The following is a 23,345-nucleotide window of genomic DNA, read 5'->3' on the forward strand; positions in this document are numbered from 1 at the left end:
CTGCCCCGCCAGCCGGTAGATTCGTGGCATGACTGTTCGCTTAACTGACCTCGCCACCACTGACCGACTGCTGCTGGTCTCTGATTTTGATGGCACCCTCGCTGGATTGACCTCCGATGCCTACAACGTCCCGGTTAATTCTGATTCCCTGGCTGCCCTGACCCGCCTGGCGGGACTGCCCGACACCACCGTCGCGGTGCTGACTGGCCGCCACCTCGCCGGACTGGCACAGGTATGCCCCCTGGACTCTCCGGTGGTGCTGGCTGGCTCTCATGGTGCCGAAAGCAGCGCGGGTGGTCTCACTTTGAGCCCGGCGCAGCGCGTGGCGCTGGCGAGCGTCGAAAAGCAACTGCGGGAGATTACCGAGGCACACCCGCCCGCCTTCGTGGAGATCAAACCCCTGCAGCGAGTGGCACACGTGGCTGCGCTGGCGGAGCACGATCCGGCAGCCGCCGAACAGGTGTTGCAGCGTGCGGCTGCGGTCGAGGTGCCCGGCGCGAAGATGGCACCCGGGAAGAACATTGTGGAGTTCTCGGTGTCCACGGTGAACAAGGGTGACTGGATCGCTGCGGAGCGCCAGCGCCGCAGCGCCACCGCCACCGTCTTCATCGGCGATGACACCACCGATGAGGACGGCTTCCGCATCCTCGGCGACAGCGACTTAGGTATCAAGGTCGGGGCGGATGAGACCGCTGCGGGGATGAGATTGGCCGACCGGGACGCGGTGGCTGATTTCCTCATGGAGCTGGCGGCTGCGCGGGCCGCACACACCGGCATTCCCCGGGACCTGCCCGGCCGTTTCCGGGCGGTGGCCGCCGGGATGAGCGCGGAGGTCCTGCGGGTGCATGATTGGGAGGCGCAGACCCCCTGTGAGCAGTGGGTGGCCCGCGAGATCATCTGCCATCTGACCTCCTGGTACCCGCGCAACCTCACCCTCGCCGGCATTGAGCTGGGCTTAGAGATCTCCGCCCGGGAAGCTCCTGCCGCCGCCTGGCAGGAACTGGTGGCCAAGGTGCAGGCGCTTCTCGACGACCCGGTGGCCAGCGCCGCCGAGTTCACCGACGGTCCGGATAAGGGGAGCACCGTGGCCCAGGCCACGGCGGGTTTCTTCGTGCCCGATGTATTCATGCATACCTGGGATCTGGCCCGCTCCCAGGGCCATGAGATCGAGCTGGATCCGGCCTACGCCCAGCGCAATCTCACGGGTCTGGAGTCCCTGGGTGAGGCGCTGCAGGATGGTGGACAGTTCGGGGTGCCGCGACGCACTCCCCCGGGTGCCTCCGCCGGACTGCGATTGATGGCTCATATCGGCCGGGACCCGAAGTTCGGGTTGGCTGGCGCCGAACGGTGAACGGGCGCTTTCCGGTAGCGCTAGAATTCAGGTCCGGTTCAAAAGGGACGCTGCCATGGGGCTCTACCTTCTTGTGACAGGCGCGGTTGTCACCGTACCTCTCGCGCTCTGGGCAACATCGATCTTGTTGTCATTTAGGGCGGGACGGCGGATCAGCCGCCGGATCTTGGCTGCAGTCTCAGCGGTGCTGACCGGTGTCGGCGCGCTGGTGGTCTGTATGTCCTCGGTCATCGCAGATTTCAATGACTACCCAGGTTTCACCTGTGTGCAGCGGCGAACCCCGGAGCTCGAGGAGCTGCGTACCGCCTGGTACGCGCCGCTGGACACCGATCCCACGCTCGTCCGCCCCTTCCTCTTCCACTCCCACGAGTACGAGCTATTTCCGGTCGGAATGCAATGCACCGAGTGGCCACCCGGGTACCAGGAACTTGCAGTGACCACCCACAGCCACTGGATCTACACGGTCCTCTTCTACAGTCTTTTGATGTTTGCTCTCCTTCAAGCGATCCGGGTGACCCGTCCCGGAATACTGGACCGCCGAGCCGCACACCCTCGCCCCAACCCATGACCGTCGTGCCCGAGGCATCGATGGTGCCTTCACCGCACGCTTACTACCCGCGCGGCGGTGCGATGGTCTCCCCTGCGTGGAAGTGGGTCGACAGGATCTCCCGCGGCGCCGGATTCGCCGGAAGACGGTCCTGGACGTGGGCGTCGACAAGTTCCAGCAGGAGCCGGCCGGCGGCCGCACCCTTGGCTTTGTTCGGTTGCACCACGGTGGATAGTCCGTAGTCGATCGCCGGGCCCACGCCATCGAAGCCGGTGACCGAGAGCTGCTCGGGCACGCTGATCCCGTGTTCGCGGGCGTAGTCGAGGACACCGAAGGCCATGGAATCCGTGGTGCAGAGCACCGCGCTCAGGTTCGGGTTGGACTCGAGCAGTTCACGGGCGGCCTCGATGCTGTTGGCACGATCATTGATGTGTCGGGTGACCACTGGGATGGAGTCCGTCTCGATGCCGACCTGCCGGAAGACCTCCAGGGCGCCCAGCACGCGGGAGCGCTGGACATGGAGGGAGGCATCGCGGATATTATCGTGGCTGATCAGCCCGTCGGCGCGCACCCGGTGCATCCGGATCGAGAGGATACCGATGCGGCGGTGGCCGGCGTCGAGCAGTGCCTGGGCGGCGGGCTGGATCGCGGCGAAGTCATCAATGCCGACGAAGGGGAGGTCCGCGATATTGCTCGGCTGATCACAGATGACCACCGGCAGGTGCCGGGCACGGACCGCCGCCAAATGAGGATCGCCCTCTGCCACGGAGTAGACCACAAAACCGTCGACTGCGGTCTGGTTGACCTGCCGGACCGCGCGAGCTTCATCCTCATCGGAGCCGTTGCCGGGGCCGGCCGGGACCAGCGTCAGGGCGGTGTCCGAGCCATAGGAGGCCTCAGCCATGCCGGCCAAAAAGTCCACCGAGGCCAGGTCTTCGAAGGCGTAGGAGAGGTGCTCCGTCAGCAGCACCCCCAAGGCACCGACGCGGCGGGTCCGCAGACTACGCGCGGTGGGGTCCGGCCCGGGGTAGCCCATCTTTCCGGCGGCGGCCAGGATTCTGGTCCGCAGCGCCGCTGAGAGTTGCTCGGGGCGGTTGTAGGCGTTGGAGACGGTGGTGCGGGAAACCCCGAGCTCCGCGGCCACGGAGGCGAGCGTGCCCCGATGTTGCGGACGTTTAACCATGGGCTTCAATCTATCAGTCCGGAAGTGGCCGGCGGATTTTCAATAAGTTTCCAATTGACATCCCTTTTCAATAAGAGTTTCATGGAGATATGCACAGACTTTCCCGATACTCTGCCCTGACCTTGCTCACCGCTGGCGCCCTCTTCGCCTCCGCCTGCAGTGCGTCCGATTCCACCGATGCCACCGGTGCCGCCGGAAACAGCGGTGAGGAGACCCTGAAGATCGTGACCTCCACCGCAGTATGGGGGGACATCGCCAAGGCCGTGGCCGACTCCGACACCATCGAGGTCACCGCGATCGTCGAGGGCAATGACGCCGACCCGCACAGCTTCGAGGCCTCCGCCCAGGACATGGCCCGGGCCATGGAGGCCGATATCGTCGTCGTCGGTGGTGGCGGCTACGATGCCTGGCTCTACCAGGCCATCGAAGATCAGGACCGGGTCGTCCACGCCCTACCGTTGAGCGCCGACAGCCACGACCACGGTGACCACGAGGAGGCCGCGCACGAGGAGGAAGCCGACCACGAGGGCCACGAGGATGAGGCGGGACATGCGGACGAAACCGGCACGGACCCCCACGCAGGTCATGACCATACCGACCATGAAGGCTTCGAGGGAATCGACTCCAATGAACACATCTGGTACGACACCGAAGCCGTGAGCCAGGTGGCCGAGGACATCGCCGCCAAGATCACCGAGCTCAATCCCGCCGCTGAAGTCGACACCGCCGACCTGCAGGGGGAGCTTGATGGCCTGCAACAGCGTATTGAGTCGCTGCCGGATCTGCGTGCCGCACAGACGGAGCCGACCGGAGACTACCTCCTGGCCCACGCCGGCATGTCCGAGGTCACCCCGGAGGGCTACCGCGCCTCCTCACTGAGCCACTCCGAGCCTTCCGCCGCCGACCTGGCGGACTTCCTGGCGCTGATCCAGGACGGCGGTCTGGACCTTCTCATCGATAACCCACAGACCAGCACCGACACCACTGACCGGATCCGACAGGCAGCAGAGGAAGCCGACATTCCGGTGGTGGAGATCTTTGAGACCCCGGCCACCGGAGAAAACTTCTTCGAGTTCTTCAACGGTGCCATCGACCGCTTTGAGACCGGCGCCGGGGATCTTCCCGAAACCGCCGGCGAAGCCACCGGTGCGGCCATAAATTAGGGCAGACTGGCAGGTAATTTTTCCTCCCATTTCCTAGAATGGATAGAATGCTCGTCTCCTTTACAGACGCCGCGGTTGATCCGCTCTGGTCCGGCCTCAACCTTGAGGTCCAACCAGGTGAATTCATCGCGATCCTCGGCCCCAACGGGGTGGGTAAATCCACGCTGCTGGGCACCATCCTCGGCACCCGAAAGCTCACCGCCGGTCGGGTGGATGTCCCTGCCCGGGTGGGGTTCATCCCGCAACAGCGGATGTTCCCCCATGACCTGCCGATGCGCGCCCGCGACCTGATCAGCCTCTCACTCGCCCATGGGGTGCTGCGGCGACGCAGCCCCAGCCAGGCGGACATCGATACGCTCCTGGCCCAGGTGGGGGCCACCGGACTGGCGGATCGCCGGGTGGGCAAGCTCTCCGGCGGGCAGCAGCAGCTGATCCGGCAGGCGCAGGCCCTGGCCGGAAATCCGCAGGTGCTGCTCGCTGATGAACCGCTACTCAGTCTCGACCTGGCCCGCCAGCAGGCGGCGGTGGCGATGCTGGATCAGCGACGCCGGGAGTCTGATACAGCCGTGCTATTTGTCACCCACGGCATCAACCCGGTGCTCAGCGTCGTCGACCGCGTGCTCTACCTCGCACCCAACGGCCACCTGCTGGGTACTGTTTCTGAGGTCATGCGTTCCGAAACGCTCTCCGAGCTCTATGACACCCGCGTCGACGTCGTCGAGGTCGACGGCAGAATGATTGTGATTTAGCCCCATGGATCTAGCCTCCTTCCTCACTGACACGCAGTATCTGCTCAGCGTCGGATTCGTCCAGCAGTCACTGCTCGCCTCCGCCATCCTGGGTCTACTCTCCGGGGTGATGACCCCGCTGATCGTCCTGCGGCAGATGTCCTTCTCCGTGCACGCCACCTCTGAGCTGGCCCTGATGGGTGGTGCGGCGGCGCTGCTCTTCGGCCTCAACCTTGGTTTCGGCGCGGTGGTCGGGGCGATCATCGCCGCCATCGTGTTGGCGGTCCTCGGCCTGCGGCAACAGCAGGACAGCGCGATCGGTGTGGTCATGAGCTTCGGTCTGGGCCTGTCGGTGCTGTTCATCCACCTTTATCCCGGTAACTCCTCCACCGCGATGTCGCTGCTGACCGGCCAAATCGTGTCGGTGTCCCAGCAGTCGATCTGGCTGCTCGCGCTGGTGGCCTGTCTCGTGGTCGGCACGGTGGTCCTGTTCTGGCGGCCGATGCTCTTCGCCAGCGCCGATCCGGTCATGGCCCAGGCCAGTGGTGTCCCGGTGCAGTGGATCTCGCTGGGCTTCGCGGTCCTCGTCGGACTGACGGCCGCACAGTCGGTGCAGATTGTCGGCGCTCTGCTCGTGATGGCCCTGTTGATCACCCCGGGCGCGGCGGCGGTACAGATCACCTCCTCGCCGCTGCGTGCGGTGATCTGGTCGGTGGTCTTCGCCGAGGTGGCCGCCGTCGGTGGCCTGATCCTCTCGCTGGCTCCGGGACTACCGATCTCGGTGTTCGTGACCACCATCAGTTTTGTCATTTACCTGATCTGCCGGGTCATCGGTGGTGTCCGGAACCGCAGTGCCACCCGGGACGAGGTTGCTTTCCGACGCCGCGGCAACCGCGGTTCGCTGCGAGAGGACGCAACCGCCGATCCCCTGTTGGGCTCCCCCGCCGGGGATGAAGAAAACCCCGCGGAACACCACCACCAGCCGGAAGAGCCGAAAGCCCGACCGGAACGTTACTGAACCGGTTCACTGCTGTCCGCTGGGCACTGACTAAACTCAGTCCCCGTGAAGACTTACCGAGTAGCCCAGCAGAGCCTGCAGCACCAGGGCCGCGACCGCACCTTCCAGGTGGTGGCCCCGGCGGAGATCTCCCCCGGCGCGCCGGTGCTGTTCTACTTCCACGGCTCCCGGCAGTCGGCGAATGTCTCGCGGAAGTTCACCGCGCACACCTTCGATGACCTCGCGGAGCGCACCGGCGCCCTGATCGTCTACCCCGAGGGCGTGGAACGCCACTTCAATGACGCCCGCAAGGGCCTCACCGAAACCGCCCGCACCCTGGGCGTCGATGATGTCGGTTTCACCCGCAAGCTCATCGACGTCCTGGCTGCTGAGTACGGGATCGACACCTCCCGGGTCTTCGCCGCCGGCTACTCCAATGGTGGGCAGATGGTCACCCGCCTGCTTCACGACGCCCCCGAGATCCTCGCCGGTGCCGCCCTCCTCGCCGCCCCGGTACCCGTGGACGACAATATCCTCGACAGTTCCCGGACGGCCACGGTGATTCCCCGGAAAGTACTGATCATGCACGGCACCGGCGATCCGATCGTGCCCTACCGCGGTGGCCCGGCGGGAACCCCGGCCACCGGTATCCGCGGTTATGTCCGCTCCGCCCAGGATTCTGCCCGATACTTCGCCCGCCGCAACGGGATCACAGGAGAATCGACGCGGGCAGTTCCCACCGCTGGTATCGCCGTGGACACCTGGGCGGCCCCAGGAAAAGAAACCGTGCAACTGTGGACCTTAGCCGGGATCGGTCATGTGGTGCCCGCCCCGAAGCCACTGCCCGCTACTCTGGGAGCCACCACCGACAAACTCATTGCCGCTGATGTGCTGGCCGAATTCTTCGGACTTTAACTCCCCGGCCCACTGATCCGGGCTACCCTCAGGACAGTTCCCCCGCCCCCTGCACCGAGGTAGTCCCATGTCCCAGAACCCCGCCATCATGTCCGTCATGCCTTCGGCACTGCCTGCCGAACCGGCCCGCCGCACCGTCTACTCCTACGGGGTTCGCGCCGGCGATAGCCTGCACATCTCCGGGATGGTCGCCTTCAACGCTGAGGCCCAGATCGTCGGCGAGGGTGATATTGCGGCCCAGACCGAGCAGGTCTTCGCCAACCTTGCGGCAGTGGTGGCCGAAGCCGGTGGCACGATGGCCGATATCGTCTCCACCACGACCTACCTGGTTGACGTCGCCGATGCTCCAGTGGTCAATGCTGGCCGGGCCAAGTATTTCACTGCCCCGGTGACCCCGACCCACACCGTGATCGGGGTCGCCGCCTTGGCGCGACCGCAGTTCCTGCTCGAGATCTCCGCCGTGGCCTACCTGGGCTGAGTTTCCCGCTGAGGCTCCGGGACCGACTCCCCCGGGGGAAGCGGGGCAACTGCAGGACGGCCAGCACAATCTTGTCGACAAACCCGGCGAAAGCGCCCTGCCATCCCACCACCCTGGAGCGACTTCCCCGGAGATGGACTGACCTCCAAAGCGCCCCTGGCCACCGGTTACCCCTGAAAACGCACAAATTCCGGACACCCACCGATCCTGGCGGGTATCCGGAATAGCGGTGAAAGCAGTAGCTAGCCCTGCAGGCGACGCTGACGTGCGAACTCAGAGAGCACCACAGAAGCTGCGACGGAGGCGTTCAGGGACTCCACCCAGTCAGTGGTCGGGATGGAGAGGACGTAATCGCAGTTCTCCTTGACCAGACGGGAAATGCCCTTGCCTTCGGAACCGAGGACGATGACCACCGGCTCGGTGCCGCCCTTGTAGCTGTCCAGGGTGACATCGCCATCGCCATCCAGGCCGATGACCTGGTAGCCGTTCTGCTGGAACTCCTTGATGGTGCGGGTCAGGTTGGTGGCCTTTGCCACGGGCAGGCGTGCCGCGGTACCCGCGGAAGTACGCCAGGCCACGGCGGTCACGGATGCGGAACGACGCTCCGGGATGACCACACCATGGCCACCGAAACCAGCGACGGAGCGAATCACGGCACCGAGGTTACGGGGGTCGGTGATGTTGTCGAGAATGACCACCAGGCCCGGCTCATTGCGACCATTGATGTCGACGATCAGATCGTGGACCGTGGAGTACTGGAAGGGCGGAATGACCAGGCCAATGCCCTGGTGCATGCCGTTGCCGGTCATGCGGTCCATATCGAAGCGGGAGACCTCCACCAGCGGAATATTGCGGGAGGCTGCCAGCTGGATGGCCTCAGAAAGCCGGTCATCCTTAGTGGTTCCCTCGACCACGTGCAGAGTGGCGGAGGGCACGCGGGCGCGCAGGCACTCAAGCACCGGGTTGCGGCCGACAACCATTTCATTCTGCTCGGCGTTACGATCGTGGCGACCAGTGGAACGACGTTCCTGAACCTTCCGACGCTTATGGGCGGCGTGGTATGGGCGGTCCTCAGCCTTCGGGGTCGGGCCCTTGCCCTCTAGTGAGCGTCGAGCCTGTCCACCGGAGCCCTTGGTAGCGCCCTTCTTGGTCGAGGTGCGGAGAGCTCCGCGACGTTTGTCATTTCCTGCCATGTGGTTTTCCTTTTAATTCTGCAGCGACCACTGAGGGCCGTCGGCGGTGTCGGTGATGATGATTCCTGCGCTCGCGAGACGATCACGAACCTCATCGGCGGTAGCCCAGTCCTTTTCGGTCCGGGCGGTGGTGCGGCGCTGGAGTTCCGCCTTGATCAGGGTGTCGAGGGCCGCCAAGGTTGCCTCGCCACCGGAGTTATCGGCATTGGACCAGGTGGCGGACTGCGGGTCCACCCCGAGCACAGCGGTCATGGCGCGAACCTGACCGGCGATGCGGCGGGCTTCCGCCTCATCACCGGCGGCGAGTGCGGTGTTACCCGCGCGCACCGCGTTGTGCACCTCAGCCAGTGCCTTGGGTACCGAAAGATCTTCGTCCATCGCTTCCCCGAATGCAACTGGCCACTCCCCGACCTCAACCTCACCGACGCGCTCGAGGAACTCCTCGATGCGCCGGTAACCGGCTGCGGCCTCCTTGAGGGCGTCCGCGGAGTATTCCAGCATGGAGCGATAATGTGCGGAACCGAGGTAATAGCGCAGCTCAACCGGGCGGACCAGCTCGAGGATATTCGGGACGCTGAGCACATTGCCCAGCGACTTGGACATCTTCTCACCGGACATGGTGACCCAGCCATTGTGCATCCAGTAGTTGGCGAACCCATCCCCGGCGGCATGCGCCTGGGCCTGCTCATTCTCGTGGTGCGGGAACTTCAGGTCCAGGCCACCGCAGTGGATGTCAAAGTTGCCGCCGAGATACTTGGTGGCCATGGCGGAGCACTCGATGTGCCAGCCGGGACGACCCCGACCCCAGGGGGTCGGCCAGCTCGGTTCGCCGGGTTTCGCGGCCTTCCACATGGTGAAATCACGCGGGTCCCGCTTTCCGGTACCCGCGGATTCGCCCTGGTCCATCTCCTCGAGCTTCTGCCCGGAGAGCGAACCGTAGTCCTCGATGCTGGTCGGCTGGCAGTAGACGTTTCCGTCTGCGGCATAACCGTGGCCGTTGTCGATGATGCGGCTGATGTAGTCGATCATTTCGGTGATATGGCCGGTGGCCCGGGGCTCCACGCTCGGCGGACGCACGCCGAGCTGATCATAAGCCCAGGTGAATGCGCGTTCGTGGGTGGCGGCCCACTCCCACCAGGGACGGTTATGTTCAGCGGCCTTAGTGAGGATCTTGTCATCGATGTCGGTGACATTGCGTACGAAGGCGACATCGAGGCCCTTCGCTTCCAGCCAGTTACGGAGGATCTCAAAAGCGACTCCGGAGCGCACGTGCCCGATATGGGGCACGGACTGCACCGTGGCGCCGCACAGATACACCGAGGCATGTCCCGCACGAATGGGGACGAACTCGCGGAGCGTTCTGGTACCGGTGTCAAAGATGCGTAGAGTCACAGTTCTCAGTGTAGTTCAGGCAGGCGGTACAATCCTCACCCGCGCTTATCGACGCCGCGACCAAACTCAACCGGCGCCTCCGGCACCGCGGCCCACTGCGACCAGGAGCCCGGGAACAGCGCCACCTCCCGACCGATGGAATAGGCCGCGGCAATGACCACGCAGGCGGTGATCCCGGAACCGCAATAGGCCCCGGCCGGATCATCTGCGGTGACACCCGCGGCGTCGAAAAGCTCCCCCAGCTCGGCGGCGGAAAGGAAGAAGCCATGCTCATCGAGCACCTCGGTGCCGGCCAGGCTGCGGGCCCCGGGGATATGTCCGGGCAGTTCCCACTCCGGGTTGCTCTCCCCGGCGAAGCGCTCGGTGGCGCGGGCGTCGAGAAGCGTCCCGGTGTTCGCCCGTTCCCCGGCGGCCACAATATCCAGGACCGGTAGGCGCGGCGCCTGGTAGAGGTCCGGCACCGACACCGCAGTGGACAGCACCGCCACAGCGGGTGCAACGGTGGCCACCTCCCCACCGGCCGCCACCCAACCGGAATAGCCGCCGTCGAGGATCCGGACCCCGCTCATGCCGGAGGCGGTGAGCACCCACCAGGCGCGGGCCGATCCGGAGCGGTTCGCATCGTCGTAGACCACCACCGGATCCTCGAGGGTGACACCGATCTTCTGCAGCAGCTCATCGACGGTCTCCGGACTGGGCAGCGGGTGTCGGCCAAGCCCCGGCTTGGACAGGTCCGCCAGCTCCCCATCAAGATCGATATAGACCGCACCGGGAATGTGTCCGGCCGCATAAGCCGCGGAACCATCCGGCTGATCCAAGGTCCAACGGATGTCCAACACCGTCGGTGGGGTGACGGAGTTGAGTTCTTCCTGCAGTTCCTGCGGAGTGATCAGATTTTCGGCCATGATATTCGCACCACTTTCGCGTTGAAGCATCCCACCAGGGGGGATTACCTGCCCCATCATCCCTGAGGCCAGCAGATCCTGCCACGGGCAAGTGCGGTTCAACTTGAGGGAGGGGACGCCTGGGCTACGCGCCGCGCGCCAGCCCAAGGCGGGGCACCAGGCCTTAATCGTGTCGTAGTTCCCTGCAGTGGCAAAATACGTAGAAATCGACCGAAGAGGCCCCGAATCCCGGTTCCAGCGACCGTTGTGCACATATTCTGCCTCAACCCGATCCAGCCCACCGGGGCACCACAGAAAACCCGCTGTCTTATCGAGCGCCAGCGAACACGTGCGCCCCTAAAATTTCAGAGACCTCAAGCCACCGGTTTCCACACCACCGCAGTGGCCACCGCAGCGCGACCCTCGCTGCGTCCGATGAATCCCATATGATCGGTGGTCGTGGCGGAGATGGAGACCGGGGCGCCGAGGATCTCGGAGAGCACCGACTCAGCCTCCGAACGCCGCGGCCCCATCTTCGGGGACTGGCCCACCAGCTGCGCGGCGGCATTGCCGATCACAAAACCCTCGGATTCGATTTTCGCCCGGCATTCGCGCAGCAGCTGCGCCCCGGACACGCCGTCATACTTTTTCTGCCCCACCCCGACCAGGGAGCCGAGGTCCCCGAGCCCGGCGGCGGAGAGCAGGGCGTCGACCAGCGCGTGGGAGACCACATCACCATCGGAATGTCCCTCACAGCCGTCGACCTCCGCGAAGAGCAGGCCGGCGATCCAGCAGGGTTTGCCGGCTTCAATCTGGTGGGCGTCGGTGGCGATGCCGACGCGGGGGATGATCATCTCAGTCACTGAGTACCTCAAAAATTGTCGGTTCGGCCTCATCCGTGATGGTTTTGGCCAGCATCATGTCAATCGGGGTGGTCACCTTAAACGCCATCGGATCGCCCTGCACGCAGGTCACCTGCGCACCGGCCCATTCCATGAGGCTGGCATCATCGGTGGCCACGAAACCCGGATCCGCTGCAGCGAAGTAGGCCTCATTGGCGGAACGGAGGGCCGCCAGGTCAAAGCCCTGCGGGGTCTGCACCGCACGCAGTTCAGCGCGGGCGGGAGTAGCAACAACGAGATCGCCTGCCACCCGCTTGATGGTGTCAGCCACCGGCAGCACCGGAATCACCGCACCGGCACCGGCAAGCACTGCACCGGCGACCCGGGCGATCAGCCCCGGCGGGGTCAGGGCGCGGGCGGAGTCGTGGATCAATACCACGGCATCATCGGTGTCAATGGCCTGTAGTCCGGCCCAGACCGAATCGGCGCGTTCTCCCCCGCCGTGCACGAAACGGATCGGGACCTCGGGATTGTCGAGCACCCCACGGTTATGGAAGAGACGCTCCGCGAAGTCAGCCATATCGGGACTGACCAGCACGATGATCTCATCGACCACGGCAGAGGTGATCATCGCCTGCACGGAACGCTCCACCAGGCTGCGACCACGCAGATCAACAAAGGCCTTGGGCATCTCCGCTCCCAGGCGGGTGCCCCGGCCCGCGGCCGCGACCAAAGCGATCACCCGGCGGGAATCCCCGGCACGAGCGGAATCAGAATCTGTTCCCATGGCGCCGGGGTTTTTTAGGCTTCTTCTTCGTCGTCGAAGTTCAGGTCCTCGAGGTCGACATCGACGTCGGCATCGGTGGCCTCGATCTTCTTGTCCGGGTCCTCGGAAGTGGCGGCCCGGTGACGCTCAATGGTCTCTTCGACCTCGGCGAGCACCTCATCGGCCCGGTTCTCGTCGCCGGGCTCAGCCAGGGCGAGCTCACCGACGAGGATCTGACGGGCCTTGCCCATCATGCGCTTCTCACCGGCGGACAGGCCGCGGTCCTGGTCACGACGCCAGAGGTCACGCACAACCTCGGCGACCTTGTTCACGTCGCCGGAAGCCAGACGTTCCTGGTTTGCCTTATAACGGCGGGACCAGTTGCCGGCTTCCTCGACGTCTTCCTCGCGCAGCACGCTGAAGACCTTCTGCAGGCCTGCCTCGCCGACGACGTCGCGGACGCCCACCAGCTCAGCATTCTTAGAGGGCACGCGGACGATGAGGTCGGACTGCAGAATCTGCAGGACCAGGTATTCCAGGTTCTCCCCACCCATCTCGCGGTGCTCGATAGCATCGATAACTGCGGCGCCATGATGCGGATAGACGACTGTGTCCCCGACCTTGAATTCCATTCCCACTCCTTGGATCACCCTCGAATGTCACGCTAACCACAGGATTCTACCATGTCCCCGACCTGCACTTAGTCCCGGCCGTGGTCCGGGAGCCGGGCATCCCCGGCTTATCGACGGCCCCGCCTGCCGGACCCCGCCGGCACCGCCGGGGCGGGCGTCGAAAAGCACGGCCGGAAACCCGGCCTGCACCAGCCCCGCCGGATGAGCGCTTCCCCCCATATTTTGCAGCTGAGTGTGTGATCGGCCTCCCGAACCACTAAGGTGTAGGTCTAACACCTGTGTTTACCCTGAACTGATGGAGGACGAATCCGTGATGTCCCTGAAGTCGGCCGCTCGCCGGGGCGGCATTGCCTCGGTCGCAGCCTTTTCTGCCCTCGCTCTGGCATCCTGCTCTGCAGGCCAGATCACCCAGACCTCTTCGCAGGTCGCCGCTGTCGACGGTGGATCTGCCGATGCTGAGGATGGAACGGTCGCCGTTCGCGATGTCCGCATCACCTTGGATGAGGAAGGCGGCGCAGCTCTCAAGTTCACCGCCATCAACCAGGACTCCTCAATGGCTGAGCACACCCTGGAGTCCATCGACGTTGATGGCCAGGAGCTGGAGATGGGACCCGTGGAGCCGCTGAAGCAGAACTGCTCCATTGTCGGCCACTCCGCCGCTGGTCTCGAGAAGATGCCGCAGTACGACAGCGGCTGCATCGAGTACGTCGAGACCTCCCTGGCCAATGAGGACTATGCCTTCGGCGGCAGCCTCCCGGTCACCTTCACCTTCGATAACTCCACCGTCGAGGTCATCGCCGCCATCTCCGCGGCCGCCCCGGAGGCCGGAGTGCTCGACCGCGACGATTTGACCGACCTCAACTCGGACAACACTCCGATGCTCGGTGAGGCTGAGCACCACTAGCAGCTGAGCCTTCGGCCAGTTCAGGTCCAGGACCCCGGTGTTTTTCACCGGGGTCCTTTGCCGTCCGCAACCGTCGCTGGCGCTCTCCCGGGACCGCGGCGCGGACCATGTCCGGCGCGCTGGCTAGTATCTGCCTCATGGCGAAAAAGGCACGTAGCATCCACATCTGTTCCGAATGCGGTTATACCAGCCACAAATGGCTGGGCCGCTGCCCCGAGTGCGGGGCCTGGGGCTCCATGCTTGAATCTGCGGTGGACACCTCACCCGCCGCCCGCACCGGGATCTCCGGGGGTATGACGCAGGCACCGAAGGGTTTGACCCCCACCACCCCGGCCACCCCGATCACCAAGATCGACGCCACCTCCTCCAGTTCCCGGACCACCGGTATCGGTGAATTAGACCGGGTACTCGGCACGGGCATCGTGCCCGGCTCCGTGGTGCTGATGGCCGGCGAACCGGGTGTGGGAAAGTCCACGCTGTTGCTGGAGGTGGCCAACCGCTGGGCCGCCCAGCCTGAGGGGGAGAGCACCCGCAAGGCCCTCTACATCACCGCCGAGGAATCCGCCGGGCAGGTCCGGGTGCGTGCTGAGCGCACCGGAGCGCTGCGGGACACGCTCTTCCTGGCGGCGGAGTCCAACCTCGATATTGTCTTCGGCCATGTCGAACAGATCAAACCCTCCCTGCTCATCGTGGACTCCGTCCAGACCATGCAGGCCCCCGGGGTGGAAGGGGTCGCCGGTGGTGTGGCTCAGTCCCGTGCCGTGACTGCGGCGCTGACGACTCTGGCCAAGACCACCGGCATCCCCATCCTCCTGGTGGGGCATGTGACCAAGGACGGCAATGTCGCCGGGCCCCGGGTGCTTGAACACCTGGTGGATGTGGTGCTCAACTTTGAGGGCGACCGGCACTCCAGTCTCCGGATGCTGCGTGGCATCAAGAACCGCTTCGGCGCCACCGATGAGGTGGGCTGCTTCGAGCAGCAGTCCGATGGCATCAAGGAGGTGCCGGATCCTTCCGGGCTCTTCCTCTCCCAGCACGGCCGCACCCCCGATGGTTCTGCGGTGACCGTAGCCATGGACGGTGTTCGACCCATCCTCGCCGAGATCCAGTCCCTGGTGGTGGACACCGAGGCCAAGTCCCCCCGCCGGGTGGTCACCGGCCTAGATGCCAACCGGGTGCCCATGGTGCTGGCGGTGCTGACCAAACGCACCCCGGTCAAGACCGGCCGTCAGGAAGTCTATGTAGCCACCGTCGGCGGGGTCCGGATCAATGAGCCCGCCACCGATCTGGCCGTGGCCCTGGCCACCGCCAGCACCTTCCGGAATAAGGCCCTGCCGGAAAAGACCATCGTGATCGGCGAGATCGGCCTTTCCGGGGAGATCCGCCGGGTGCCTAACCTGGAGCGTCGCCTCCAGGAGGCTGCCAGGTTGGGCTATCTCCGGGCGATCGTGCCCGCCGGGGAAAAGCTCAAGGTAGCGGGGTTGCGGATCCACCCGGTACACACCATTGATGAGGTACTCGCGCTGGTGGAGGAACTAAACTAAACACCCATGACCGAGAAGACCCCGCCGCGCATGACCCTGCCGAAGGCCCTGAAGTTCCTGGCCCCCGGCACCCCGATCCGGGATGGCCTGGACCGTATTGTCCGGGGCCGCACCGGCGCACTGATCGTGCTGGGCGATGATGAACGTGTGTCCGCCATCTGCGATGGTGGCTTCGAGTTCGATGTGGCGCTCCTGCCCACCAAACTCCGGGAACTGTCCAAGATGGACGGGGCGGTCATCCTCTCCTCCGACGGCTCCCGGATCCATCGTGCCAATGTGCAGCTGATGCCGGATTCCAGCTATCGCACTGATGAATCCGGCACCCGCCACCGTTCCGCCGAACGCACCGCCCTGATGACCGGTCACCCGGTGATCGCGGTGAGCCAGTCCATGAACATCATCACCGTCTATGTCGACGGTCAGCGTCACGTACTGCAGGAACCGGCCGCCATCATGGACCGCGCCAACCAGGCTATCGCCACTCTGGAGCGCTACCGCGAACGTCTCGATGAGGTGAATCAGCGGCTTTTTGAGGCAGAGATCCACGGCACCGCAACCATGACCGATGTGATCACCGTGCTGCAGCGGGAGATCATGCTTCTCGAGGTCAGCCGCGGCCTCGACCGGGATGTCCTCGAATTGGGGGTGGACGGCAAGCAGTTGGCCATCCAGCTCACCGAGCTGCGCGGTGACTCCGACCGCGAGCTTGACCTGTTGATCCGGGATTATCTCGTCGCGCCGGGACTGCCCGCTGATGAGGATGTGGCCGAGGTGTTCGCCGAGGTGGCCGCCCTCAGTGAATCCGAACTGCTCAAGACTTCCACGCTGGCCCGCCTACTGGGGTTGCCCACCACCGAGGAAGCCCTGAGCCAGTGGATCTCCCCACGCGGCTACCGGGTGCTGGCCCGGATCCCCCGGGTCCAGACCTTCCTCATGGACAAGCTCGTTGCCAACCTCGGCGGGGTGGCGGCCCTGCTCCAGGCCAGCGAAACAGAACTCGCCGCGATCGACAACGTGGGTTCGCTCTGGGCCCGCCACGTCCACGACGGGCTCTCGCGCCTGCACCGGTGATCCCGGCAGTGGGCTTTAGCCCAGGTTGAAGGTGTAGGAATTCGAGGCGTTCTGCCCGATCACCCCGTGCAGGAAGAAGGCCCCTGCGGGGACCAGTTCACGGCTACTGCAGCTATCCGGGGAGGAGGTGGTGCGCGACCAGACCGCCTGGAAGTTACGCTCGGAACCAGCCTCGAAGGTCTCCTTGCCGGATCCGATGGGGGCATTACAGTCCACATCAGACCAGATCCGCTGGTTGCTGGCCAGGTTGTACACCTCAAAACGCATGGTGTTCTGGCTCAGGTCGATTTCGCAGTCCACGGCGGTGGGGTTCCGCACCTTCATGTAGAAGGTCGGGCTCGCTCCGGAGCCATAGGTGGGCTGATCGCTGGAGGCGGTAACCTGCAGGTCCGAGAGAGCGCAGCTCTGCTTGGCATCTTCCGTGCTGGTGGCGCTTTCCGAGGATTCCGAAGAATTCGGGGAAGGCGAAGCCTCACTGGCCGCCTGGTCCCGGGGGCTTTCTGATGCAGTGCTCTCCGATTCACTACTACCCGGTTCGGAGGATTCCGTGGGTTCGGAGGGTGCGGTGGTCTCGGTGGCCTCGGCAGCCTGGGTGGTGTCGGCGGCTGGGGTCTCTTCCGAGACCTCCCCGCCACCAGCCAGGGCGACCAGGCCCCAGATGATCAAGGCGACGACCACGAGAAGACCCACGGCGGCCGCGACACGGCGGCGGACGTAGATTTCTTCAGGGAGACGCTGATTCTTAGGTGTCACAGTCCCCAGCTTATTCTGACTCCGGCGCAAGCGTGGGCAGTAGCGGGGTGTGTCTTGCCCTTCTCCCCCTGCTGAAGCCCCATCTGAGGTCACCCCCGGCGTTAATCCACACCCTGGGTGATCACGGTCTCAGCTACGGAATCGGTGAGGCGGTAACGCAGACCGACAATGCCCACATCGCCGGAGACCAGGCGTCGCTGCATCACCGGAGAGCGGGAGATGACCTGATCCACGGTCTCCACAACGTGCTCGCGCTCGAAGTCCTCAATGGAGTGATAGCCCTTGGACTTGGCCACCAGGATCGAAGGGCTGACCTTCTCCACCAGGACTCGCTGCAGACCGGAGGGGATATGTCCGCCAGCCAGGGCGTCAGCGGTGGCCTTGACGGCGCCACAGGACTCGTGGCCCATGACCACCACCATCGGCACCTTGAGTTCCTCCAGCGCGTATTCCAAGGAGCTGAGGACCGCGAGGTCGAGGATCTCGCCGGCGGTACGGATCACAAAAAGATCCCCGAGTCCGACGTCAAAGATCATCTCCACGGGGACGCGGGAATCTGAACAGGAGAGCACCACTGCGCGGGGGTTCTGCCCGGAGCGCAGTTCATAGCGTCGGGTGGGGTCTTGATTGGGACGTTGTGCCCGGTACTGGATAAAACGCTCGTTGCCCTCCTGGAGTGCTTCCCAGACTGCCTGCGGCGTACTTTCGACATTTTTCATCGGCATGATTCTATTGTTCCACCAGACCTGATCAAACAGTTACACGGGTCACAGACTTAGACTGAAATACACCATGCGCTCCCTGATTCAACTCCGCCTTATCGACTGGTTCGATGCCAACGCCCGCGACATCGCCTGGCGTTCCCCCGACACCTCTGCCTGGGGAGTTCTCCTCAGCGAGGTGATGAGCCAGCAGACCCCGGTCGCCCGGGTGGAACCGATCTGGCTCGAATGGATCAACCGCTGGCCCACCCCCGAAGCCTTCGCCGCGGCCTCCACCGATGAAGTGCTACGCGCCTGGGGCAAGCTGGGCTACCCTCGCCGCGCCCTGCGGCTGCTGGAATGCGCCCGCCAGATCGTCGCGCATCACGGGGGCCGCGTGCCCGAGGATGTCGATAAGCTCCTCGCGCTGCCCGGGATCGGCGACTACACCGCCCGGGCGGTGGCGTGCTTCCATTTCGGCCAGAATGTGCCGGTGGTGGACACCAATGTCCGCCGGGTCTATCACCGGCTTATCGACGCCCGATTCCTCCCGGGCCCGGCGTCGAAAAAGGAGCTCAGCCAGGTGGCTGAGCTCCTGCCCCGGGATGAGGACACCGGGCCGCGATTCTCCATCGCGATGATGGAGCTGGGAGCACTGGTCTGTACCGCCACCTCACCGAAGTGTGAACTGTGTCCGGTGCGTAGCCAGTGCGCCTGGCAGAAGGCCGGCTGTCCGGCACCGAGTGAGGATGAGAAATCTGCGGCGAAACGCCGGGTGCAGAAATTTGCCGGCACCGACCGCCAGGTACGCGGGTTGATCATGGCAGTGCTCCGGGAGGCGTCCTCCCCAGTACCGCAGAGCGAGATCGATGTGGTCTGGCCTGATGCGGTGCAGCGCTCCCGGGCCCTCTATTCCCTCTTGGAGGATGGTCTGGCGGAACAGAATGAGGCAGGCCGCTTCCACCTGCCGAGCTAGATTCAGCCGCTTGGTCACTCAGCCCAACCAAGAGCTGACGGAGACCCGGTTAAGGTATCTCCGCCAGCTTGCTGGATGCGCGGTTCCGGCTGCGGGAATTCCGCTCCTACTGTGTCACGTCCTGCTCACTCCGGACAAGCTTTAAGCCAAGCTCACTGGCGTTGCCGATGCGTTTCGTACTCTCGTTGTCATAGACGTGGACATGATCTGCTTCGCACCAGGCATCAACGACTGTTCCCACCGGAGAAACATCTTTGTTCTGGACCAGAACTGCAAAGGTCTCAAGACCCTTGATCTGGATATGGACGATTCTTTCACGCCCAGCTGGCTCCACCAGTACGATCCGACCACGCAGCCGCCAGATATCTGGGGAATCAACCGGCGGAATCCCGGGGTAGAGCCGCTCCGGACGCACGCCGACCGTGATTTCCCCGGTTCCCGGGAATCGGTGGGAACCAAAAACGGACTTTCGCTCCTCAACTGCAAAGAGGTTCATGGGCGGCGTACCAACAAAGCTGGCCACGAAAAGGGTCTCCGGTACCTGGTACAGCTCATCAGGCGTACCGAGCTGCTCAATCCTTCCCTTGTTAAGCACCACGATCCGGTCCGCCATCGCCATAGCGTCTCCCTGATCATGGGTCACGTTAATTCCGGTGGCTCCCACGGACTGAAGCAGGGCCGAGATCTCTACTCGCAGGGTGGCGTGCAGCTGCGCATCCAGACCCGAAAGCGGCTCATCGAGCAGCACGATGCTGGTTCTGCGTGCCAGTGCGCGAGCCAGGGCAATGCGCTGCCGTTGCCCGCCCGAAAGCTGTTTAGGCTTCCGATCGAGCAGGTGCTCCACCTGCATCACCGAGGCAATTTCCGTGGCTCGTTTATCGGCTTCGATACGGCTGAGCTTCTTACCGTGGCGCAGGCCTAACGTGATGTTCTCCCGATTACTCAGATGCGGGTAGAGCGCGTAGCTCTGGAACACGATCGAAACATCCCGGTCCTCGGGACGGATGCCCTTCTGTGATTTTCCATCGAAATTGATCTCGCCACCATCGGGAGTCTCCAGCCCGGCGATGATCCGCAGGAGTGTTGACTTTCCGGATCCGGAGGGGCCCAGGATCGCCAGGTTCTCCCCCGATGCGACGGAGACATTGATGTCATGGAGTGCCGCGACGTCTCCGAAGCTCTTGTGAATATCGAAAATATAGACTTCGGACATTGTTACTTGGTTCCTCCCACAATTCCATCAATGGTGTCAACGGCTTCGGTGACAACCGTGGCGGTGTCATCTCCCTGCTGCAGCTTCTCATCCATCAGCTGAATCGCATCGTAGATGGCTGCGGTGTGCTCACCGGGGAAGCCATCGCCCCACTGGGTGAGTTCGTTCTCGAAGGTCCAGGCGAACGTCATCTGCGGGGTCGCGGCATCCGAAGCGAGGAGCTCCTCACGGGCTTCGCGGCTCACCGGGATATAACTGCGCTGGGTTCCGGAAGCCTGCATCACAGTCTCGGGCTGGAGCAGTTCGGAAACCAGCTCGCTGGAGAAGGCTGCCCGGCAGGAGTCCTCGGAAAGCACCATGTAGCCGTTGCCGCCGGCCGGAAGCGGACGGTCCTGCACGCCATCAATGCTGGGCAGGCGAATCGGAGTCCAGTTGAAGGAACCATCGATGGCGCTCTGCAGATTTGCGATATTGGAGGTGGTGATGATGGAGAGTCCGAGTTCCCCGGCACCGAAAAGATTGATGGCGTCAGTTTCCTTCGGCACACCTGCTTCCAAGCCCCGGCTCGACAGCTCCGACCAGATATCGAGAGCCGCGATTCCAGCTTCATCACCGAATGCGGCGGTACCGTCCTCCTTGGCCATGTCCGCTCCGGAGTTCTGCAGAATTGCCTGGGTGAACCACTCCGGTAGACCCTGCGGCGGGAGCGACACCGGAGTGAAGTCAGTGTTGTCCGCGATCAGCTGTGCTGCCTTGAGGAGATCTTCATAGGTCTTGATGTCCTCTGCGTTGCCGGCAACTGCCTCGTCGAGGATGTCCTGGTTGACCGCCATGACGGGGGCGGAGATCTGGGCCGGAGCCAGGTAGGTGACCCCATCGCGAGCAGTGCCAGCACCCAGGAACTGGGTCTGGTAGTCCTCCGGCAGTGTCTCGACATCAACCGGGTTGGGTGCGTAGGAGTCCACCCAGAACTGCATCTGTCCCAGTCCCGACATGATGACATCCGGCCGGTTGCCCACGGCAATATCGGAGACGATCTGCTGAGTCAGCTCACCATAGTCGGTGGAGGCAGAAGGCGTCGCATCAATTGTCAGCTCAGGGAACCTCTCCCCCATTGCCTCAATGGCGGTGTCCATGGGTTCCGTGGCCAGCGAATTGTAGGAGACCTTGATGGTCTCGTTGGGGTCGCAGGTATCGATATCGGTGGCTTCCGCCACCTCTGCACCATCGGTGGGTGCAGCTGCGCTGAGGTTGCTGGTCTCCCCGCAAGCGGTGAGCGCCAGGCCGAAAGCAGTGGCGGCGGTGACAATACTCAGTTTCTTCGCCTTGAGATTAAGCATGCTGTGAGTTCCTGTTCTACAAGTGTTGAGGAGTGAAGGTGAGGAGCTTGGAGAGGTGTTCTTAACCGGTGATTTCGGTACCGCTCATCCCCTGGACGAAGTACTTCTGTCCAAAGAGGAAGATCAGGATGATGGGCACCGTGACGATCGTCGCGCCGGCTGCCAGCGCCGGATAATCAAACCCGGTCGCAGCGTCCTGGAAGATCGCCAGCGCCAGCGGGGGCGTCCGCAGTTCGGGACTTCGGGCGACCAGCAGCGGCCACATGTAGTCGTTCCAGTGCACAAAAATCGAGTAGATACTGAATGCAGCGATACCCGGCGTTGACATCGGGACCACCACCCGCAGGAGTGTCTTGACGGGACCCAGACCATCCATCGCCGCCGCTTCCAATAGCGCCGGTGGGATGGACAGCATCTGGTTACGGATCATGAAGGTGCCAAGCACCGACGTTGAGAAGGGAAGGATCAGTGCAGCCAAGGTGTCGCCGAGGCCCACCTGATTGATTCCGATGAACAGCGGGATCATGATGACCTGGCTCGGGATCAGCAGACAGATCATCACGAAGGTGAATATCTTTCCGGTCCAGGCCGCACGATGTGTCGCCAGCACGTAGGCGGCCGGCACACAGGTGATGAGTTGGGCGATAAGAATACCCAGGGCGACGACGAGGCCGACCACCATGGATTGACCGATGCCGCCAACTTCCCAGGCCCGCTGGTACCCGGACAGGTCAAACTCGGTGGGGATCAGGTTCACACCAGTGGTGGTGACCTGGTCATGCGGGCTAACCGAGGTCTTGAGCATCCAATAGAAGGGGAATACTGAAAACACGGTTGCCAGGGCCAGAAAGAGGAACCGGCCAGATTGTTTGATGTTTGTCATTCGTTTCGACCTCCGAGGACCTTTCGCTGCCAAAGACCGACCGCGATCAACACCGCGATCATGATGAAGGAGAGCGCAGATGCAGTGCCGAGGTCGAAGTACTCGAAGCCCATCCGCCAGGCCATGGTCTGGATGACTTCGGAAGAATACTGCGGTCCGCCATCCGTCATCACCCGGACGGTGTCGAAGGCTTGTACTGACTGCAGCACCGCCATGACCGTGGCGAAGACAACGCTGGGCTTCATCGCCGGGAGGGTAATCCGGAAGACCTTGGTCAACCCACTGATACCGTCCATCCGCGCCGCCTCATTCATGGTTCCGGGGATGGTGGCCAGACCCGCGAAGAAGATCATCATCGTAAATGAGGAGGTTCGCCAGATTCCGACCAGCGCTACCGTGAGCAAGGAAGTGTTGGTCTCACCCAGCCAGTTGATCGGGGACACACCGACGGACCCCAGAAGAGAGTTGAGGATTCCGATCCGGTAATCGAAGATGTAGGCAAAGACCACTGCCATGGCGACCAGATTCGCCGTCATCGGCAGGAAAAGCAGGGTACGCACCAGCGCTTTTCCCCGGGTCAGGCTCTCAGCACCCAATGCCAGGGCAAGACCGATCACAAGACTCGGGATGATCGTCAGCACCGAATAGATGATGGTGTTGAGAATCGACTTCAGAATCTGTGTGGTAGAGAAGACACGGGTGAAATTGTCGAAACCGACGAACTTCCACTCTCCCCCGGTGAAGGGAATGCTGAAGAAGCTACCGATGAAGGTGAGGATGGCCGGAATCAGGATAAAGATGCTTGCCAGGATCACCATTGGGGCAACCATGATTCCTGGGGCCCAACGGCGCCACCTGGCAGATCGTGATCGTTCCTCAGGTGTACGGG

Annotated in this window: 23 protein-coding genes and 1 pseudogene; 11 read left to right on the forward strand and 13 right to left on the reverse strand. The window is 63.6% G+C overall.

Annotated features, from left to right (window positions below):
- Nucleotides 1–28: 28 nt before the first annotated feature.
- A pseudogene (gene otsB / locus ACTU46_RS10555) lies at nt 29–766 on the forward strand (trehalose-phosphatase); the annotation flags it as partial.
- 751 nt (nt 767–1,517) lie between these two features.
- Nucleotides 1,518–1,919 (forward strand): hypothetical protein, encoded by a 402-nt coding sequence (locus ACTU46_RS10560; protein WP_443381629.1) that lies wholly within the window; start codon nt 1,518–1,520, stop codon nt 1,917–1,919.
- A 43-nt stretch (nt 1,920–1,962) separates the two neighbouring features.
- Here ACTU46_RS10560 and ACTU46_RS10565 read toward each other — a convergent pair whose 3' ends face one another.
- Nucleotides 1,963–3,081: a LacI family DNA-binding transcriptional regulator gene (locus ACTU46_RS10565; RefSeq protein ID WP_443381630.1), complete on the reverse strand. Its 1,119-nt coding sequence runs from the start codon at nt 3,079–3,081 to the stop codon at nt 1,963–1,965.
- Nucleotides 3,082–3,170: 89 nt separating this feature from the next.
- Between ACTU46_RS10565 and ACTU46_RS10570 the strand changes: the two genes are divergently transcribed.
- From ACTU46_RS10570 to ACTU46_RS10590, 5 genes are all read left to right on the forward strand, one after another.
- Nucleotides 3,171–4,244, forward strand: a complete 1,074-nt coding sequence (locus ACTU46_RS10570) for a metal ABC transporter solute-binding protein, Zn/Mn family (protein WP_443381631.1) — start codon at nt 3,171–3,173, stop codon at nt 4,242–4,244.
- A gap of 47 nt (nt 4,245–4,291) precedes the next feature.
- Entirely contained in the window at nt 4,292–4,993 is a 702-nt protein-coding gene (locus ACTU46_RS10575) for a metal ABC transporter ATP-binding protein (protein WP_443381632.1), read from the forward strand.
- A 4-nt stretch (nt 4,994–4,997) separates the two neighbouring features.
- The gene (locus tag ACTU46_RS10580; RefSeq protein ID WP_443381633.1) at nt 4,998–5,990 is read left to right on the forward strand and encodes a metal ABC transporter permease; all 993 of its coding nucleotides are present in this window, start codon (nt 4,998–5,000) and stop codon (nt 5,988–5,990) included.
- 45 nt (nt 5,991–6,035) lie between these two features.
- Nucleotides 6,036–6,884 carry an alpha/beta hydrolase family esterase gene (locus ACTU46_RS10585; protein ID WP_443381634.1) on the forward strand — a complete coding sequence of 283 codons (849 nt, stop codon included), beginning with the start codon at nt 6,036–6,038 and terminating at the stop codon, nt 6,882–6,884.
- A 67-nt stretch (nt 6,885–6,951) separates the two neighbouring features.
- Nucleotides 6,952–7,362 (forward strand): RidA family protein, encoded by a 411-nt coding sequence (locus ACTU46_RS10590; protein ID WP_443381635.1) that lies wholly within the window; start codon nt 6,952–6,954, stop codon nt 7,360–7,362.
- Between the two features lie 242 nt (nt 7,363–7,604).
- On the opposite strand, the gene rlmB is transcribed toward ACTU46_RS10590, so the two are convergent.
- From rlmB to ACTU46_RS10620, 6 genes are all read right to left on the reverse strand, one after another.
- Nucleotides 7,605–8,555, reverse strand: coding sequence for a 23S rRNA (guanosine(2251)-2'-O)-methyltransferase RlmB (rlmB, locus tag ACTU46_RS10595; RefSeq protein WP_443381636.1), 951 nt, complete (start codon nt 8,553–8,555; stop codon nt 7,605–7,607).
- A 12-nt stretch (nt 8,556–8,567) separates the two neighbouring features.
- Nucleotides 8,568–9,947 (reverse strand): cysteine--tRNA ligase, encoded by a 1,380-nt coding sequence (gene cysS / locus ACTU46_RS10600; protein WP_443381637.1) that lies wholly within the window; start codon nt 9,945–9,947, stop codon nt 8,568–8,570.
- A 35-nt stretch (nt 9,948–9,982) separates the two neighbouring features.
- Nucleotides 9,983–10,852, reverse strand: a complete 870-nt coding sequence (locus tag ACTU46_RS10605) for a sulfurtransferase (RefSeq protein ID WP_443381638.1) — start codon at nt 10,850–10,852, stop codon at nt 9,983–9,985.
- 353 nt (nt 10,853–11,205) lie between these two features.
- Nucleotides 11,206–11,694, reverse strand: coding sequence for a 2-C-methyl-D-erythritol 2,4-cyclodiphosphate synthase (gene ispF / locus ACTU46_RS10610; protein ID WP_443381639.1), 489 nt, complete (start codon nt 11,692–11,694; stop codon nt 11,206–11,208).
- Nucleotides 11,687–12,460, reverse strand: coding sequence for a 2-C-methyl-D-erythritol 4-phosphate cytidylyltransferase (gene ispD / locus ACTU46_RS10615; protein WP_443381640.1), 774 nt, complete (start codon nt 12,458–12,460; stop codon nt 11,687–11,689). The genes ispF and ispD overlap by 8 nt, the downstream gene beginning before the upstream one ends.
- Before the next feature lie 14 nt (nt 12,461–12,474).
- Nucleotides 12,475–13,071, reverse strand: coding sequence for a CarD family transcriptional regulator (locus tag ACTU46_RS10620; RefSeq protein ID WP_443381641.1), 597 nt, complete (start codon nt 13,069–13,071; stop codon nt 12,475–12,477).
- A gap of 295 nt (nt 13,072–13,366) precedes the next feature.
- Between ACTU46_RS10620 and ACTU46_RS10625 the strand changes: the two genes are divergently transcribed.
- From ACTU46_RS10625 to disA, 3 genes are all read left to right on the forward strand, one after another.
- Nucleotides 13,367–13,975, forward strand: a complete 609-nt coding sequence (locus ACTU46_RS10625) for a hypothetical protein (protein WP_443381642.1) — start codon at nt 13,367–13,369, stop codon at nt 13,973–13,975.
- 137 nt (nt 13,976–14,112) lie between these two features.
- Entirely contained in the window at nt 14,113–15,519 is a 1,407-nt protein-coding gene (radA, locus tag ACTU46_RS10630) for a DNA repair protein RadA (protein ID WP_443381643.1), read from the forward strand.
- A 6-nt stretch (nt 15,520–15,525) separates the two neighbouring features.
- The gene (gene disA / locus ACTU46_RS10635; protein ID WP_443381644.1) at nt 15,526–16,590 is read left to right on the forward strand and encodes a DNA integrity scanning diadenylate cyclase DisA; all 1,065 of its coding nucleotides are present in this window, start codon (nt 15,526–15,528) and stop codon (nt 16,588–16,590) included.
- 15 nt (nt 16,591–16,605) lie between these two features.
- On the opposite strand, the gene ACTU46_RS10640 is transcribed toward disA, so the two are convergent.
- Nucleotides 16,606–17,343: a hypothetical protein gene (locus ACTU46_RS10640; RefSeq protein ID WP_443381645.1), complete on the reverse strand. Its 738-nt coding sequence runs from the start codon at nt 17,341–17,343 to the stop codon at nt 16,606–16,608.
- Between the two features lie 101 nt (nt 17,344–17,444).
- A complete protein-coding gene (locus ACTU46_RS10645; RefSeq protein WP_443381646.1) occupies nt 17,445–18,068 on the reverse strand; it encodes a carbonic anhydrase in 624 nt (207 codons plus the stop codon).
- Between the two features lie 67 nt (nt 18,069–18,135).
- Here ACTU46_RS10645 and ACTU46_RS10650 point away from each other — a divergent pair, with 67 nt between their 5' ends.
- Nucleotides 18,136–19,020, forward strand: a complete 885-nt coding sequence (locus ACTU46_RS10650) for an A/G-specific adenine glycosylase (protein WP_443381647.1) — start codon at nt 18,136–18,138, stop codon at nt 19,018–19,020.
- A 106-nt stretch (nt 19,021–19,126) separates the two neighbouring features.
- Here ACTU46_RS10650 and ACTU46_RS10655 read toward each other — a convergent pair whose 3' ends face one another.
- From ACTU46_RS10655 to ACTU46_RS10670, 4 genes are all read right to left on the reverse strand, one after another.
- Complete coding sequence (locus tag ACTU46_RS10655) at nt 19,127–20,233, reverse strand: ABC transporter ATP-binding protein (RefSeq protein ID WP_443381648.1); 1,107 nt, start codon at nt 20,231–20,233, stop codon at nt 19,127–19,129.
- 2 nt (nt 20,234–20,235) lie between these two features.
- Nucleotides 20,236–21,573, reverse strand: coding sequence for an ABC transporter substrate-binding protein (locus ACTU46_RS10660; protein ID WP_443381649.1), 1,338 nt, complete (start codon nt 21,571–21,573; stop codon nt 20,236–20,238).
- A 61-nt stretch (nt 21,574–21,634) separates the two neighbouring features.
- Nucleotides 21,635–22,456 (reverse strand): carbohydrate ABC transporter permease, encoded by an 822-nt coding sequence (locus ACTU46_RS10665; protein ID WP_443381650.1) that lies wholly within the window; start codon nt 22,454–22,456, stop codon nt 21,635–21,637.
- A complete protein-coding gene (locus ACTU46_RS10670) occupies nt 22,453–23,286 on the reverse strand; it encodes a carbohydrate ABC transporter permease (protein ID WP_443381651.1) in 834 nt (277 codons plus the stop codon). Before ACTU46_RS10670 ends, ACTU46_RS10665 begins: the two co-directional genes overlap by 4 nt.
- Between the last annotated feature and the right edge of the window lie 59 nt (nt 23,287–23,345).

Source organism: Corynebacterium sp. A21, assembly GCF_052266655.1.
GTDB lineage: Bacteria > Actinomycetota > Actinomycetes > Mycobacteriales > Mycobacteriaceae > Corynebacterium.